The following is a 15,277-nucleotide window of genomic DNA, read 5'->3' as shown; positions in this document are numbered from 1 at the left end:
ATCCTATGAGTGACACCGCATCGATGAATCAGTTGTCGCCCTACCGCATCACGCCGAACGAGATGCCGCCTCCGATGGCTCCGTTCGCCGATGCGAACGACACCCACCTGCGCGATTACTGGCAGGTGATCCTCAAGCATCGTTGGGTGATCGCGCTGTTCACCTTGGTCGTGGTGACGACCACGGCGTTCATCACGTTCACCACCGAACGCACTTACACGGCCGAGGCGACGCTGCAGATCGAGAAGCAGGCGCCGCACGTCGTGAAGATCGAGGAGGTGACCCAGCCCGACGTCTTCGGCCCCGAGAAGTACGACTATTACCAGACCCAGTTCCGCATCCTCGAGAGTCGCACCTTGGCGGCGCGCGTGCTGCGCGACTTGGCACTCGAAAATGATCCGCGTTTCCTCAGCGGCAGCCAACCCGGCATGTTGCGACGCGCAATGGCTGCCGTGCGCGGCTGGTTCAGCACCGCGCCGGCAAGCGAGCCCGAGAGCCAAGAGCTCGGGGTCGATCCGCGCTTGATCGATCTCTATCTCGAACTATTCGAAGTCGAACCGGTCAAGAACTCGCGCCTGGTGCGCGTGCGCTTCAGTACGCACGATCCCGGCCTCTCGGCGCAGATCGCCAACGCGCACGCCAATGCCTACATCCAGCAAGGGATGGAGGGCCGCTATCATGCGACCGGCGACGCGCAGCAGTTTCTCGAAACCAAACTCACCGAGTTGAAGCAAAAGGTCGAAACCACCGAAGGCGCGCTCAATCGCTATCGCAAAGAGCACCACATCATCTCCCTCGACAATCGCGAGAACATCGTCGTCGGCCGCCTCGACGACTTGAACAAGCGTCTCACCACCGCGCAGGCCGACCGCATCCAATACGAGTCGCAGTACTTACTCATCAAGACACGCAACTACGAGGCGTTGCCGGCGGTGATCGACAGCCCGTTGATCCAACACCTCAAGCAAACGGCTTCGGAACTAGAAGCCAAGTACGCCCAGATGGGCGAAAAGTTCAAACCCGCGTACCCGACGATGCAGCAGCTCAAGGGTGAAGTCGAGGCCGCACATGCTCGCATCGACGCTGAGATCAAGAAGGTCGTCGGCGGCATCGAGTCGGGCTACATGGCCGCAAAGGGGCGCGAGGAGGAGCTGCGCGTCCAGCTTGAAGCGCAGAAGAACACCGCGCTCGATCAGAAGGAGAATTCGGTCGACTACAACATGCTCAAGCGCGACGTCGATACCAGTCACGCGCTCTACGAGAGTACGCTGGCGCGCATGAAGGAGACGACCGTTGCCGACAGCTTGCGGGTCTCCAACGTCACCATTGTCGACAAGGCCGAAAGTCCGCTGTATCCCTCGCGCCCGAAGCGCACGCTCAACCTGCTGCTGAGCCTGGTGGCGGGTCTGACGCTGGGGACGGCGCTGGCGTTCTTTTTCGAGTATCTCGACAACACGTTGAAGACACCGGAAGAGGTCGAACGGTTCGTGCGGGTGCCGGCGCTCGGCATCGTGCCGACGTTCGCGTCGAGCGCGACGCCGCGCGAACCGTCCGCCGCCCACGTTCCGGCGATCGCCGCTCACGACGGACTCCCGCGCGAGCTGGTCACACTGCATCACGGCCGCTCGGTGGTTTCGGAAGCCTATCGCACCATTCGCACCGCCATCTTGTTGTCCAGCGCCGACAACGCGCCGCGCCTGATGCTAATCACCAGTGGCCAGGCCGGCGAGGGCAAAACGATCACCGCCATCAACACGGCGATCACGCTGGCGCAGTCCGGCGCGCGCGTGCTGGTGGTCGATGCGGACATGCGCAGGCCGCGCTGTCATCGCGTGCTCGGCACCGAGAACGGCCACGGCCTGAGCACGTTGCTGACCGGCCAGGGCGAACTTCGCGATGCGGTGCGGCCGACCAAGATCGAAAACCTGTTCCTCATATCGAGCGGGCCGGTGCCGCCGAACCCCGCCGAGCTGGTTGGCTCAGTCAAAATGCGCGAGACCCTGGCACTGCTGCGCGAAGGTTTCGATTACGTGTTGATCGATTCGCCGCCGGTGTTGCCGGTGAGCGACGGGGTGTTGCTGTCGACGATGGTCGATGGCGTGGTGCTGGTGACGCGCGGACAACACACGCCGAAGGACGTCGTGCAGCGGGCGCGCGACCGCCTGCAGTACGCGCGCGCCAAGATCCTCGGGGTCGTGCTCAACAACGTGAACGTGAACAGTGGCGACTATTACTACCAGAGCCGCGACACCTATTCGTACTACGGCGCCCAAGACGGCGAGCACGTCGCCGACGTTGAGATCTGAGCGCCCGCGCATGGCAGATTTGTTAGCCGCCTTCACCGGTCGACGCGGCATTGTTGGCATCATCGGCCTCGGCTACGTCGGACTTCCGCTGGCGGCAACTTTCGCCGAGGCGGGCTGCGCGGTCTACGGGTTCGACGTCGATCCCGTCAAAGTCGATGCCCTGCGCGGCGGCCGTAGCTATATCCATCATTTGCCCCCCAGCCGGCTGGCGCCGCTGCTCACCACCGCCACGCTGACCGCCGGCAAAGCCGCGTTCAATCCGACGCTCGATTTCGCGCTGCTGCGCCAGTGCGACGCCATCCTCATGTGTGTGCCGACGCCGCTCACCGAGAATCGCGAACCGGATCTCTCCTACGTCGTGAAGACCACCGAAAGCGTCGCCGCCCATCTGCGCGCCGGGCAACTGGTGGTGCTGGAGAGCACGACCTATCCCGGCACGACGGACGAAGTCGTGCGGCCGATTCTGGAGCACGGCGGGCTGCGCGCCGGCGCCGATTTCTTCCTCGCGTATTCCCCCGAGCGCGAGGACCCGAACAACGCGCACTTCAACACGCGCACCATCCCGAAGCTGATCGGTGGTCATACGCGCCGCTGCGGCGAGCTGGCGGCGGCGCTCTACGGCGCGGTTGTGGAACGAGTCGTGCCGGTGTCCTCCACGCAAGTCGCCGAGGCCGCCAAGCTGCTGGAGAATATCTATCGCAGCGTCAACATCGCGCTGGTCAACGAGTTGAAGGTGCTGTTCGACCGCATGCAGATCGACGTCTGGGAGGTGATCGATGCGGCCGCCACCAAGCCGTTCGGCTTCACGCCGTTCTATCCCGGTCCCGGTTTGGGCGGACACTGCATTCCGGTGGATCCGTTCTATCTCACGTGGAAAGCGCGTCAGTACGAACTGACCACGCGCTTCATCGAGTTGGCGGGCGAAATCAATCACGCGATGCCGGCGTTTGTCGTGGCCAAGGTGATGGACGCGCTCAACGAACGCAGCCGCAGCTTGCGGGGCGCGCGCGTGTTGGTGCTCGGGGTCGCGTACAAGAAAGATCTCGACGACACCCGCGAATCGCCCGCGCTCAAATTGATCGAGCTGCTCCAAGCGAAGGGTGCCGTCGTCAGCTACAACGATCCGTACGTGCCGGTGTTGAAGCGTTCGCGACAGTACGACTTCCAGTTGAAGTCGGTGGAGTTAACCAAGCCGGAACTCGCCGGGGCCGATGTTGTGGTGATCGCCACTGATCATAGCTCGTACGACTCTCAATTCATCGTCGATGCCAGCGCGCTGGTGGTCGATACCCGCAACGCCACCCGCCGCGTCACCCGCGGTCGCGAGAAGATCGTTCCCGCCTGAGAGTTCGGTTGCAAACCTTGACGTCGTCGCCCATTCAACGCGAGCGCTTCGGCCGCCGGTGCGATGCCCTCGTTCACGGCGGCGTCATCGCGCTCTTGGTGTTCACGCCGCTCGCCTTTGGCTCGGTACACGCGTGGGCGCAGGCGATCATGGAGCTGCTCACCGCAGCGCTCGTGATCGTGTGGGGCAGCAAGGCGCTGGTGTGTGGCAGCACCACCGCGGCCAACGACCGCCTCCGCGGTTGGAGTCTTCCAATGCTGTGCTTCGGTGCGCTCGCCGTGGTGCAGTTGCTGCCGTTGCCGCCGGCAGTGCTCCGAGTGCTGAGCCCCAACACCTACGCGCTCTATCGCGATCACCTGCTGGGCTGGCCTGACGACAAGCCGTTCAGCCAACTTGATTCGATCGTCGCCGCGTTGCGCGACAATGCCGGCCGGCCGCCGCAGGTCGGGCCGCTCGCCTCGGTGAGTGACCAACCGGACGCGGCGGTGGCGAGCGCGGCGCCGGTGGTGGCTGAGTTGACCGCGCTGGTGCAGCGAATGCCCGCGATGAGCCGCTGGCGCCCGTTGTCGATCTATCGCTATCGCGACGTCGAAGAACTGCTGCGCATGCTGACCTACAGCGCGGTTTTTTTTTGCTCATCGCATATCCGTGGAGGCTTGGGCAGCGCGGTGAGCAACGTGTAGCCGGCTCCGACTCGTCATCACGCGACGTCTTTTTCTCCCGCGTCCGCGCCTGGCTCGCGGTAGTCGCCGCCATCGGCATCGTCGAAGCGCTCTACGGCATCTATCAAGTGGTGGCGCGCCATCCGCAGATCTTCTGGTTGCGCAAAACCGTCTACGTTGATTCGGCCACCGGCACGTTCGTCAACCGCGGTCATCTCGCCGGCTATTTCGAGTTGGCGATTCCGATCACTATTGCACTCGCGCTGAGTTTCATTCCGGCCCGCCGTCGCCGCCGGCGCTCCGCGCAGAGTCGTCGCGAAGCCGCGCCGCCGCGCAGCGGACAGGGCAGTGCGAGCGCGATCGGTTTGCTGCTGCTCGGTGCGACCGCGATCATGCTGATGGCGATGGGCATGACGCAGAGCCGCGGCGGCGTGTTGTCGTCGCTGGGCGGCCTCGCGGTCGGCTCACTCGCGCTCGGTGCCTGGCGCCGGCAATTGACGCTCCGACGCGTGGCAATCGGCGCCGTCGCGCTCGCGGCGCTCGCTCTGCTGTGGTTGCAGTCGCCGCAGATGATGGCGCGCTTCGGTGGCGAGATGCAGCTCACGCCCTACTCGCGCCCGAGTTTGTGGCGCGAGACGCTGGTGATGGCGCGCGACTTTCCAGTCTTCGGCATTGGCCTCGGAAACTTCGAATGGCTGTTCCCGCGTTACCAACCTGAAGGTACGCGCACCTACTTCGATCGCGCTCACAACGACTACTTCCAGCTGCTGGTCGAGAGCGGCGTGCTCGGTACCATCTGCTTTGCCTGGCTGTTCGTTCGCTTCATCGGCTTGCTGCGCCGGCGCGTGCGCGACGCACAAGACGTGCAAGTTCTGATCGCGCTCGGTCTGATCACGGCGATGACCGCGCTGCTGTTTCATTCCTTCACCGACTTCAATCTCCACATCCCGTCCAACGGGCTGCTGTTCACCGTCGCGTTTGGCATCACCGTGCGCTTGCTCGATCGCGGTTCCGAATTGGGTCTGCAAGGTGTCGTGCCGCTGCGGCGGCGCGCGGTGGCGATCGCGGCGATCGTCGCGGCGGGTGTGGCGATGGTGATCGTCGTCCGCAACTACTGGGTCGAGTCGCTGGTGCGGAGCATCTTCCCCAACACGACGCTGGTGAATCCGCTGGCCGGTCCGCCGGACCCGCGACCGGTGCAGGTACACAAGGTCGGCACAGCGTTGCGAATGGCGAGCGGGCAAGTCGAGTTGGTCGAAGCCGCCGCTACGTTCGCGCTGCAGATTGGTCACGACGCCATGCGCGACCGCGCGTATCTGAGCAGCGAGGCGCGGCGCCAGCAGATCGCTGATGCGTGGGCGGCTGCGGTGCAGGGGTTTACCCGCATGGTCGAATTGCGGCCGAGCAACGCGCCGGCGCACCTGCACCTCGGCGAGGCGCTGTCGGGGCTCGCCGAGGTGCGCTACGGGTTTTATCTCCCGGTCGAAGTCGTCCACGCCGTGGTCGACATCTTCGACCGCGCGGTGTGGTTGCAGCCGCGCGATCGCGGCTGGACCCGCGTCGCGGCCGAATGGGCGTTGACGCATTGGGGGCTGCTGTCGGCCGTGGATCAAGCGCGCGCGGCCAAGTGGACGCAGCAAGCACTCACCCTCGATCCCGAACGTGGCCGCGAATTGCTGCGCACCGCGATCATCTGGGACCCAGATCTGCCGCAGCGGTTGCTGCCGCCCGATCCGGAAGTGCGCCTCTATCTTGCGCTGGCCTACAAGGACGCCGGCCGTCTCGACGACTCGGCGCGCGTGGCGCAAGCGCTCGACGACGAGTTGGGCCGCGCGCTGAAGTCGAACGATGCGCGCCTCGGCGACGCGCGATTGCTCGGGCGCGTGCGCGAGTTCCGCGGCGATCCGCGCGGCGCGGCGGAAGCGTACGGTCGCGCCGGCATCCTGGCCGAGGATGATCTCATGCGCGCCGAGATGCTCAAACACGCCGGCTACAACTGGCTCGGCGCGAACGAACCGGAGAAGGCGCAGCAAGCGCTCAGCGCCGCCCGCCGCTACGGCGGTCGCGATCCCGACGTGCTCACCGGACTCAGCGCCATTTACGAGCGCCGCGGCGACTTCGCCGCCGCGGCGCGTTTGGTGCGCGACGCCGTCGCGGTGGCGCCACCGGGCGCGTCGGAGTACCGCTATCGTTTGGCGCGTTTGTACGAAGGTGGTCGAGAGTACGGCAAAGCCAACGAACAGTACCGCCGCCTGCTCTCCGACCCGCCGACCCCATTCGTCCACGACCACCGCAGCGAAATCCTGCTCGCGCTGGCGCGCAACTACCGCCAACTCGAAATGGGCAGCGAAGCGCGCGAGTTCTACAACCTCGTCCTCCAAGCCGACCCGGGCAACAGCGAAGCGAAGGAGTTCTTGGCGTACTTCGGATCGTAGGGGGGAGGTGTCGTCCGCCGCCCATGGCTACGAGCTGGTGCTCAAGAACGATCCGCGGAACGGCGAGGCACGGGAAAATTGACCGGCTGCTCTGGATGCACTACGGTGTGGTGCATGGCGAAGAGCGAAGTGTACAGTTGGCGGGTTGCGCCGGAGACCAAGGCCGCGCTCGAGCACGCCGCCCGTCGCGAACGCAGCTCCATCGGGCGTCTGCTGGATCGTGTCGTGCATGAGTGGTTGGCCGATCTTCGGGTGAGATCAGGCGGCGACGGATCAGAACAAGCGCGCTTGCACGCGGCGGCCGTGCGAACACTCGGGGTCATCCGCAGCGGCAATCAGCGTCGCTCCGAGGAGGCGCGTGAACTGATCCGGCGGCGGTTGGCTGAGCGCCGTGCCCGCTAGCGTGCTGGTCGATACCGGCGCGTTGCTCGCGCTGCTCGACCGCGACGACAAATGGCATGAAGCATGTGTTGCCGCGTTCTCGTATCTTCGATTGCCGCTGCTGACCTCGGCGGCGGTTCTGGCCGAGCTGTTCCATCTCATTGGCGATCAACGACGCGATGTTGCGGCCGCATGGAGATTTGTCCGCTCCGGAGCAGTCACCGTCGCGACGATCGACGACGCGGATCTGGCGGCGCTCGACGCGTTGATGGCGCGCTACCATGACCGGCCAATGGACTTCGCCGATGCGACGCTGGTGCACCTTGCGCGCCGGGAGTCGTTGAATACAATCTTCACCATCGACTACGACGACTTCGAGACCTATCGAATCGATGGCCGCCGTCGCTTCCGGATCGTGCCGAATCGTGAGAGGTGCTGAGAAGTACCGCTATCGTTTGGCGCGTTTGTACGAAGGTGGTCGAGAGTACGGCAAAGCCAACGAACAGTATCGCCGCCTACTCGCCGACCCGCCGACTCCGTTCGTCCACGACCACCGCGGCGAGATTCTACTCGCGCTGGCGCGCAACTACCGCCAACTCGAAATGGGCAGCGAAGCGCGCGAGTTCTACAATCTCGTCCTCCAAGCCGACCCGGGAAATAGTGAAGCGAAGGAGTTCTTGGCGTACTTCGGGTCGTAAGCGGGCACGATGTCGATGGCGGATGCCCGCGCTACGGTGCGAAAGGAGTTTTCGATACACGCGCCGCGGATCACGCGACTGTCTTGCCTGTCTTTCAGAGGCAGCCGTTGGTAGTCGCGTAACCGTGACGAGCCGTTGACGATGCCGCTCAACCGCCAACAGAACGACGGACTATGCGTCGCTCAGCCCCTTGAGGATAGGGCGGAGTTTCGCGGCAAGTTCCGAAGCATGGGTGACCGCGACGTCCCAGACGATTAGGTAGTCCACGCCGGCGTAGCCGTGAATGAGGCGATCGCGCATGCCGGCCATTTTCTTCCACTCGAAATTCGGGAACTGCGCGCGCGTATCCTCGGGGACTTGTTTGGCGGCTTCGCCGATGACCTCCGCGCTTCGCACGAAGGCGCGTTTGAGGACTTCGTTGTCGAGGAACGCCACTTGGTTGGTCCGCCGCGCTTCGCTCTCCAGAAACTCCGCTTCGCGCAAGATGTCGCGCAACAACTCAGACGTGGATGGAAGCATAGCGAACCGTCGGGAGGATCAGCCGTGCCTTGGTCTCGACGAGGGCTTTGTCGGTCACCAAGTCGACGCGGCGTCCGAGTAGTGTTTCCAACAGTTCGTGCAAGGCGAAGAAGTTGTTGTAGGTGCGCTTCTCGTCCTCGAACTCGACGAATATGTCTACGTCGCTGTCGTCGCGTGCCTCACCGCGTGCGAAGGAGCCGAACACACCGATGCGTCGTGCTCCGAGGGCACGAACTTCGGCGAGGTGACTTTCTATGACGGCCAAAGGATTCATCGCAGGGCAGATGCTACGCCGCACCACGCGAGGGTTCAAGGAGATCGAGAGTCGATAGGGGCAGCGCGGGGATGCTCGACTCTGAACCCTCGACTCGCTTCATCGCAGTTCCTCTAACAGCACCTTGGCGTCGTTCAGATCGGGCGTGTCGAAGCCTTCGGTGAAGGTGGCGTAAGGCGGGGCGAGTCGCGCGCGCGCTTCGTCCGTACGGCCGTGACGGGCGAGGAAGCGCGCGAGGCTGGTGGTGGCGCGCAGCTCGCCGCGCAGGCGCGGCCTCCGCGGTCACTTCTTCCACCTGGACATCCCCGCGTTCCGGCGCTACCTGTACTCGCAGGTCGTGCGGCGGCGCTCTCGACATCAGGCTGCGGCTGCCGGGGCTCCTACATGACACGGAATGCGAGAGCATCCACATGAACGTCGTGCAGCGGGCGGGGATGGAAGACGACGTCAAGCTGATCGCGCCGCTCACCATGCAGAACATCGGCGAAACCGTGGTGACCGAGCGCCTGGCATCTCGGGAAGAGGTCGACGACGTGGTGCGCGAGCTGTACGTACTCGCTGGGGACCCGCGCGCGGTCGTGAGCACTCCGCGGCTGGTACAGGCGTGGGGTCGTCGGGCGGGAAGCTGAGCCGCCGGTGCCGTTCGTCATCGACCACGTGATCGAGATCGACGCGCCGGCGTCCGTCGTCTGGGAGGTCATCACCGACCTGCGCGCGTACGGGGAGTGGAATCCGTTCGTCGTCGGGTGCCGGTCGACGCTCGGCGTCGGCGCTCCGATCGCGATGCAGGTCCGCGTATTCCCGTGGTTCGCCCAGCCGCAGACTGAGACGGTCCTCGATCACATTCCCGGCGAGAAGCTGTGCTACGGCGTCGAGGGCGGCGCGGTCGGGGCCATCGTCAGTCGTCGTTGCCACGAGCTGCAACCGCTCGGGCGCGAACGCTCCCGTTATCAATCGCACTTCGAGCTCTCCGGCTGGATGGGCGGCGTGGTGCGCCTCCTCCTCGGCGGACGTCTCCGACACGGCTTCGAGGCCATGTCGTTCGCGATCCAACGTCGTGCCGAAGATCTTCGCGCCCGACGCGAGCCGGAGTCGCGTGCGTGACGGCACACGACGGCCGTCCCGTGCGCGTGACATTGCGAGCAGCGGTGAAATCGCGTAGCGGTTTGTCGTGACCCTCCGGCTCCGCATCGCTCTCTTCGTATTGTACCTCGAGGCTCTCTCGAACATCGCCGCGGGCGTGGTGTTCATGGCCGCACCGGCCTTGTTCGCAGGTCACTTTCTTGGCCATGTGCTCACACCGAGCAGCGTCGAAATGGGTCGCTGGTACGGCGTGACGCTCTTCATCATGAGCGCGATGCAGCTGGCGGTGTTGCAGGGGCGCGATCAACGTACGATGCGATGGGTGCTGCTGGCGATGCTCTCGGGCGACATCCTGCAAACCGGGGTGGCGTTCCACTCTCTCCGGCTCGCGCCCGCGACCATGCTCACCGCTACGGTGGCCATCGTTCTTTCGGTAATCTACGCCCTGGCGCGAGTCGTATGGCTGCACTCGGCTGGTCGGGTTTCAAGCAATGCAGAGGTGTTTCCCGCGCAGGTCCACGTCTCATCGACGTAGAGCAACTCGTACCGGCGCCGCTTCTGACGGACTCATTTCAACTCTTCCAGCAGCGCCTTGGCATCTTGCAGGTCGGGCGCGTCGAAGCCTTCGGTGAACCAAGCATAGAGCGGGGCGAGGCGGGCGCGCGCTTCGTCCGTGCGGCCGTGGCGGGCGAGAAAGCGCGCCAGGCTAGTGGTGGCGCGCAGCTCGATGAGCTTGGTGCCGATGTCGCGCGCGAGGGCGACCGATTCATTGAAACTTGCCTCGACGGTGGCGACATCGGCGCCGGCGGCGGCGCGCAGCTCGCCGCGTAGGCGCAGCAACTCCGGGATGTGTATGCGTTGCTCGGGAACCGCTGTCAGCGCTTCCTCAATGGTGCTCAGGCCGTCGATGACCTGCCCGGCCAGGAGCTGCGCCTCGGCGAGCCAGCCGAGGTACTGCCCCGCCGTCGCGCGAGTCCCTGTGGCGGCGCAGCCCACGAGACCCTCTCGCAGTTCGGCGATCCCGTCTTCTCGCTTACCTTGAAGGGCGAGCGCCCAGCCGCAGAAGATGCGGCTCCATCCGGTGAATTGTGGCAGATCGTTTTCCAGCGCAGAGGCGAGGCTCTGATTCGCGTGCACCGTGACGCCAGTGATCTCGCGGAGGTATGCGTGCGCGGCAGCCGCACACACGTGCACGAAACAGCCCTGCGATGCGAGCGTCAGTCGCTGACCGTGCCCGAGCAACTTCTCGATCTCGCCGTGGGCACGCTCGAGAAAGCCCTTGTGCGCCGAGACCCACGCCAGAATCGCTTGGGCCACCGCCCCAGGCTCGGTTGGCCAGTCGCGATGGTCTTCCTCGCGATAGAATCGCAGGGCCTCCGCGGCGTGCTCGCCTGCGGACTCGAGGTCGCCGAGCTCGAATTGCGTCTGCCCGACCGCCATATGTGCCCAGGCGAGCGCGAAGTTGGAGCCGTCGTTGCGGGCCGCCGCGAGTGCCTGTTCAGCGAAGACCAGGGCTGCACGCGGTTCGCCGCGCGCGATCGGCAGCGCCCATGCAAGTATGAGCGAAAACACGAGTTGTCGCGTATCGCCAGTTTGCGCGCTCAGCTCGCGCACTCGCTTCCTGGTCGGCTCGGTTTCGGCCGACACATAACCGCGGGTGACACTCACAACGGCATCGAGCGCGATCTGCAGCGCCAACTCTTGCGAGGCACGCGCGGGCGTGTCCGGCTGCGTCGCCAGCACCGACAGCGCGCGCCGGTAGTGCCCCTCCGCCTCGACCATGGCGCTCCGCTCCTTGGCGCGGTCGCCCGCCTCCTGCCACGCGCTCGTCGCGCGCTCCGCGTCGCCCGCCGTCTCCCAGTGCTGCGCCACGACCGCCGGCTGCGCCGCGGCCAGGGCGGCGAACCGGCCCGTCAATGCCTCCGCCACCGCGCGGTGCAGCTCCCGGCGCCGGCTCTTCAGCAGCGACTCGTACGCCGTGTCCTGGATCAGCGCGTGCTTGAAGGTGTATGTCGCTTCGGGCGGCAGTCCGCGCACATACATCAGCTCGGCGTCGGTGAGCTGCGCGAGCACCGCTTGCAGCGGGTCGTCGGCGAGTCCGCTGACGGTGTGCAGCAGCGCATACGAGAACTCGCGCCCGAGCACCGACGCGATCTGCGCGGTCTCCTTCGCCGGTCCGAGCCGGTCGAGCCGCGCCATGAGCGTGTCCTGCAGCGTCACCGGAATCTCCCGCGTCATCAGGGCGGCGCCTTCCGCCTCCAGCACGGCGCGGGTCAATTCTTCTACGAACAGCGGCACGCCGTCAGTGCGCACAGCCAGCGCCTCCAGCATCTCCCCCGGCGGGATTACGCGCACGGCGACGCGCACGATCATCTCGTGCACCTGCCGCTTGGTCAGCCGGTTCAGCGTGAGCTGCGTGTGATGCGACCGCAGCGGCCACGGCGCGCGGAACTCGGGTCGCGCCGTCAGCACCAACAGCAACTGCTCGCGCGCTCCCTGCTCGACCATGAGTCCGAGCAGTTCGAGCGTCGAGGGATCGACCCAGTGGAGATCCTCGATCACGATCACGCTCGGCTGCAGCCGTGCCGCGCCGCACACCCACGCCACCAAGGTCGCCAGCAAGCGTTTGCGCTGCTGCTCGGGAGAGAGAAACAGGGGCGGATAGCGGCCCTCGGGGAGCGGCAGGTCGAGGAGCGGTGCGACCACCGGCACCGCCTCCGCCGGCTTCAGGCCCACCGCCGCGAGCGACCGGTCGAGAGCGTCGAGCCGGGCCTCGGTGGAGAGATCCGCCAGAAAGCCAAACCCCTGGCGCAGGAGATCGGCGACGACGTGGAACGGCGTGGTGTCGTAGTAGGCCGAGCCGCCGCTCTCGATCCAGGTGTGCGGCGTCTGCGCGAGACTGGCCTTGAACTCCTGCACCAGGCGCGACTTGCCGATCCCGGCCTCGCCGCTGAGCAGCACCACCTGCCCCTCGCCGTCCTGTGCCCGCTCCCACGCCTCCGCCACCGTCTGCCGCTCGCGCTCGCGGCCGACAAACGGCGTCAGACCGCTGGCGGCTGCCGCCGCCAAGCGGCCGCGCACACCGCTTGCCTGGACCACGCGGTAGAGCCCGACGGGGGCCGCGATCCCCTTGAGCGCGTGTGGCCCGCGATCTTCCACGACGAAGAGCCCGGCCACCAGGCGCTGGGTCGCCGCCGTGATCACGACGGTGTCGGGCTCAGCGGCGCCTTGCACACGGGCCGCGATGTTCGGGGTGTCGCCGAAGACGTCCTGCGCCGCGCCCCCGCCGTGAGCAACAACGGCCGATCCCGTGTGCATGCCGACGCGGACGGAGAGGATCGGCCTCCACCCTAACCCTCCTCCGCTCGCGGAGATGCTCGCAGAGGAGGGGATCAGGATTCCCTCCTCTGTTGCCATTTCCGGCAACGGAGGAGGGCTAGGGAGGAGGCTCTTGTTCAACGTCTGCACCGCATCGACAATCGCCAACCCCGCGCGCACGGCGCGCTCGGCGTCATCGTCGTGCGCTTCGGGCACACCGAAGAAACACACCAGGCCGTCGCCGAGAAATTTGTCGACGTGACCGCCGAAGCGGGTGACCGCCGCCGCGGCGACCTGCTGGTACTCCTTCGAGATGCGGTGCCAGTCCTCCGGATCGAGTTGCGCGGCGATCTCCGTGGAACCGACGAGATCGCAGAACAGCACCGTGAGCTGCCGGCGCTCGCCGACTTCGGAAGGAGCAAGGGGGTTAGGGGTTCGGGGTTCGGAGGCAGTCTGGCTTTCAGCTTTCAGCTTGTCGCTTGCAGCCAATGAAGCGCCACATTCCAAACAGAACTTCGCACCTGGCGGGAGCTGTACGCCGCACTGGCCGCACGCGAGCGCGAGCCGCGCGCCGCATTCGAGGCAGAACTTGGCGCCTGGTGGGTTCTCGTGCTGACACTGGGGACACTGCATGAGTGTGTTTGTGTTCCAGATCGATCACCGCGTTGTCAAGCGGCGAGTCGGTTCTTTGCACAGGGCGCCGGTGGTTCTCGACTCAGCGTTGCACCGCGTACACGCCGACAGCGCCGCAGCCTTCGAGGCCGCGAATGGTGGCTTCGAGATGAAGGGCGTCAGGCAAGGCGCGCAGGAGTCGCCCCGCCCACGGGCCGTCGACGGCGTCGATGAGGTAGTCGGCGTGGCGCATCCTTAGATACGCGAGCAGCTCGTTGGGATCGAAATCGGGACCGTTGCGGATCACCGGCCAGACATCGGCGCTGATGAGGCCGCCGAGGTCGACGATGTACCGATGGCTGTAGTAGCCGATCGCGCCGATCGGTTCGAGCGCCAGCCGCGCGTCGGGTGCCGTGTGCTCGGCGAGCCATTTGCCGGCCCGCGTTTTCGTGCCTTCGCACGTGACCCAGTCGCGATAGCGCGGCAGCGCACGCCAGCAGAGCGCGACTTGCGCGAACAGAATCAAAACAAAGAGCACCCGCCGCGATCGCTGCGTCAGTCGAGTGATCGCGGCGAGCGCAATTGGGATCAACCAGGGCAACAGATGGACGAAGTACCGCAGCTTCACCAGCGGGAAGAACAGCGCGTAGGCGATTGCCGACAAAACCAACAACACCAGCGGCGCTCGTACGGCCCGCTTCACGTGCGCGAGACCGAACGGGAGTAGCAGGAGCCACGGAACCAGGACGCGCGCCTGGCCTTCGGTGAACAGCAAGGCCACCCGTTCCAACGCGCGCAGCGTGAATGCGAGCCGTGCGACGATCGGCAGCGCAGAGAACTCGGCGAGCGTGATCCCGTACCAGCCGGGTAGAAATACGAGTAGCTTGCCAATCCGCGTCGGCGGCAGGAACGAACCGCTGACGTGATGGCAGTAGAGCGCCCACGGCAGCGCGCACACGATCACGCACGCGCCGATCGTTGCGAGGGCTCGCCGGCGCGGGCGCAATGCCAGCAGCACCGGCGCGAGCACGAGGTTGTCGGGGCGCGTTAGATACGCCAGCCCGGTTGTGACGCTTGCCAACAGGCCGGCGCGACTGATTGCGGCGATCGCGGCCGCGACCAACAACATGTTCAGCGCAACCTCCATCCCGCTGATCGCTTGGCAAATGAACACAGGGGAGAGCGCGGCGACTACGCCGGCGACACGCGCGACGGGCGCCTGTCCATCGGCCTCGACGGTCCAGGTCATGATCGCCAGCGCGCCGCCGAAACACACCGCGCCGACGGTTTGAGCGATGACGATCAGGTCGGCGTCGGTGAGCCAGCGTACCCCGGCGAGCACACCCACCCACAGCACACTCGTGACGCCAGCGCTCGGCTCTCCCACGTTGAACGCGAGCCCGTCGCCGTTGGCGAGATGTTCCGCGTAGCGCAGGAAGATGTAGGCATCGTCGTCGATCAAGCCGGCGGCGGCGTGGGCGAAGATGAGAGCGATGGTGGTGCCGAGAACCCCGAGGATCAGTGACCATGCGATCGAAGAGGGATTCCTCGCTTCGTTCAGAATGACATTTGCGAACGGGCGTTGGGAGCGGTGGTCGATCATTTGGTCAGCGGGCTTTATGAGCCGGCCGCGCATCCGTATAC

The 15,277-nt window shown here is 65.7% G+C and carries 14 protein-coding genes; 10 read left to right on the top strand and 4 right to left on the bottom strand.

All coding sequences use genetic code 11. From position 1 onward, the window contains the following. The first annotated feature begins 5 nt into the window (after positions 1-5). The 7 genes from HYR72_15945 (at position 6) to HYR72_15915 (ending at position 7,827) form a co-directional block, all read left to right on the top strand. A complete protein-coding gene (locus HYR72_15945; protein MBI1816471.1) occupies positions 6-2,306 on the top strand; it encodes a polysaccharide biosynthesis tyrosine autokinase in 2,301 nt (766 codons plus the stop codon). Between the two features lie 10 nt (positions 2,307-2,316). Continuing rightward, positions 2,317-3,651 carry a nucleotide sugar dehydrogenase gene (locus HYR72_15940; protein ID MBI1816470.1) on the top strand — a complete coding sequence of 445 codons (1,335 nt, stop codon included), beginning with the start codon at positions 2,317-2,319 and terminating at the stop codon, positions 3,649-3,651. Between the two features lie 17 nt (positions 3,652-3,668). Then, entirely contained in the window at positions 3,669-4,334 is a 666-nt protein-coding gene (locus HYR72_15935; protein MBI1816469.1) for a hypothetical protein, read from the top strand. Continuing rightward, a complete protein-coding gene (locus HYR72_15930) occupies positions 4,283-6,748 on the top strand; it encodes an O-antigen ligase family protein (protein MBI1816468.1) in 2,466 nt (821 codons plus the stop codon). The genes HYR72_15935 and HYR72_15930 overlap by 52 nt, the downstream gene beginning before the upstream one ends. Positions 6,749-6,862: 114 nt before the next feature. Next, entirely contained in the window at positions 6,863-7,150 is a 288-nt protein-coding gene (locus HYR72_15925) for a hypothetical protein (protein MBI1816467.1), read from the top strand. Then, positions 7,140-7,568, top strand: coding sequence for a PIN domain-containing protein (locus HYR72_15920; GenBank protein MBI1816466.1), 429 nt, complete (start codon positions 7,140-7,142; stop codon positions 7,566-7,568). The genes HYR72_15925 and HYR72_15920 overlap by 11 nt, the downstream gene beginning before the upstream one ends. Further along, positions 7,555-7,827, top strand: a complete 273-nt coding sequence (locus tag HYR72_15915) for a hypothetical protein (GenBank protein ID MBI1816465.1) — start codon at positions 7,555-7,557, stop codon at positions 7,825-7,827. The genes HYR72_15920 and HYR72_15915 overlap by 14 nt, the downstream gene beginning before the upstream one ends. 171 nt (positions 7,828-7,998) lie before the next feature. On the opposite strand, the gene HYR72_15910 is transcribed toward HYR72_15915, so the two are convergent. After that, positions 7,999-8,346 (bottom strand): DUF86 domain-containing protein, encoded by a 348-nt coding sequence (locus tag HYR72_15910; GenBank protein ID MBI1816464.1) that lies wholly within the window; start codon positions 8,344-8,346, stop codon positions 7,999-8,001. Beyond that, positions 8,327-8,620 (bottom strand): nucleotidyltransferase family protein, encoded by a 294-nt coding sequence (locus tag HYR72_15905; GenBank protein ID MBI1816463.1) that lies wholly within the window; start codon positions 8,618-8,620, stop codon positions 8,327-8,329. Before HYR72_15905 ends, HYR72_15910 begins: the two co-directional genes overlap by 20 nt. A gap of 410 nt (positions 8,621-9,030) precedes the next feature. Between HYR72_15905 and HYR72_15900 the strand changes: the two genes are divergently transcribed. From HYR72_15900 to HYR72_15890, 3 genes are all read left to right on the top strand, one after another. After that, a complete protein-coding gene (locus tag HYR72_15900) occupies positions 9,031-9,249 on the top strand; it encodes a hypothetical protein (protein MBI1816462.1) in 219 nt (72 codons plus the stop codon). A 7-nt stretch (positions 9,250-9,256) separates the two neighbouring features. Then, entirely contained in the window at positions 9,257-9,724 is a 468-nt protein-coding gene (locus HYR72_15895) for an SRPBCC domain-containing protein (protein ID MBI1816461.1), read from the top strand. Between the two features lie 67 nt (positions 9,725-9,791). Continuing rightward, on the top strand, positions 9,792-10,238 hold the full coding sequence (locus HYR72_15890; GenBank protein ID MBI1816460.1) for a hypothetical protein: 447 nt from the start codon (positions 9,792-9,794) through the stop codon (positions 10,236-10,238). Positions 10,239-10,270: 32 nt separating this feature from the next. On the opposite strand, the gene HYR72_15885 is transcribed toward HYR72_15890, so the two are convergent. Further along, positions 10,271-13,654: an AAA family ATPase gene (locus HYR72_15885; protein ID MBI1816459.1), complete on the bottom strand. Its 3,384-nt coding sequence runs from the start codon at positions 13,652-13,654 to the stop codon at positions 10,271-10,273. An 82-nt stretch (positions 13,655-13,736) separates the two neighbouring features. Further along, positions 13,737-15,236: a hypothetical protein gene (locus tag HYR72_15880; protein ID MBI1816458.1), complete on the bottom strand. Its 1,500-nt coding sequence runs from the start codon at positions 15,234-15,236 to the stop codon at positions 13,737-13,739. Positions 15,237-15,277: the final 41 nt, after the last annotated feature.

It is taken from the genome of Deltaproteobacteria bacterium, from assembly GCA_016178705.1.
Lineage (GTDB): Bacteria > Desulfobacterota > Binatia > HRBIN30 > JACQVA1 > JACOST01.
The sequence above is the reverse complement of the archived record's forward strand: the minus strand, read 5'-3'. Positions and strand labels throughout refer to the sequence as shown.

Bases quoted from the DNA above. Each gene is read 5' to 3' on its own strand.
- HYR72_15900 (MBI1816462.1), top strand. From the start codon at position 9,031: ATGAACGTCGTGCAGCGGGCGGGGATGGAAGACGACGTCAAGCTGATC.
- HYR72_15945 (MBI1816471.1), top strand. From the start codon at position 6: ATGAGTGACACCGCATCGATGAATCAGTTGTCGCCCTACCGCATCACG.
- HYR72_15940 (MBI1816470.1), top strand. From the start codon at position 2,317: ATGGCAGATTTGTTAGCCGCCTTCACCGGTCGACGCGGCATTGTTGGC.
- HYR72_15880 (MBI1816458.1), bottom strand. From the start codon at position 15,236: ATGATCGACCACCGCTCCCAACGCCCGTTCGCAAATGTCATTCTGAAC.
- HYR72_15925 (MBI1816467.1), top strand. From the start codon at position 6,863: ATGGCGAAGAGCGAAGTGTACAGTTGGCGGGTTGCGCCGGAGACCAAG.
- HYR72_15910 (MBI1816464.1), bottom strand. From the start codon at position 8,346: ATGCTTCCATCCACGTCTGAGTTGTTGCGCGACATCTTGCGCGAAGCG.
- HYR72_15905 (MBI1816463.1), bottom strand. From the start codon at position 8,620: ATGAATCCTTTGGCCGTCATAGAAAGTCACCTCGCCGAAGTTCGTGCC.
- HYR72_15885 (MBI1816459.1), bottom strand. From the start codon at position 13,654: ATGCAGTGTCCCCAGTGTCAGCACGAGAACCCACCAGGCGCCAAGTTC.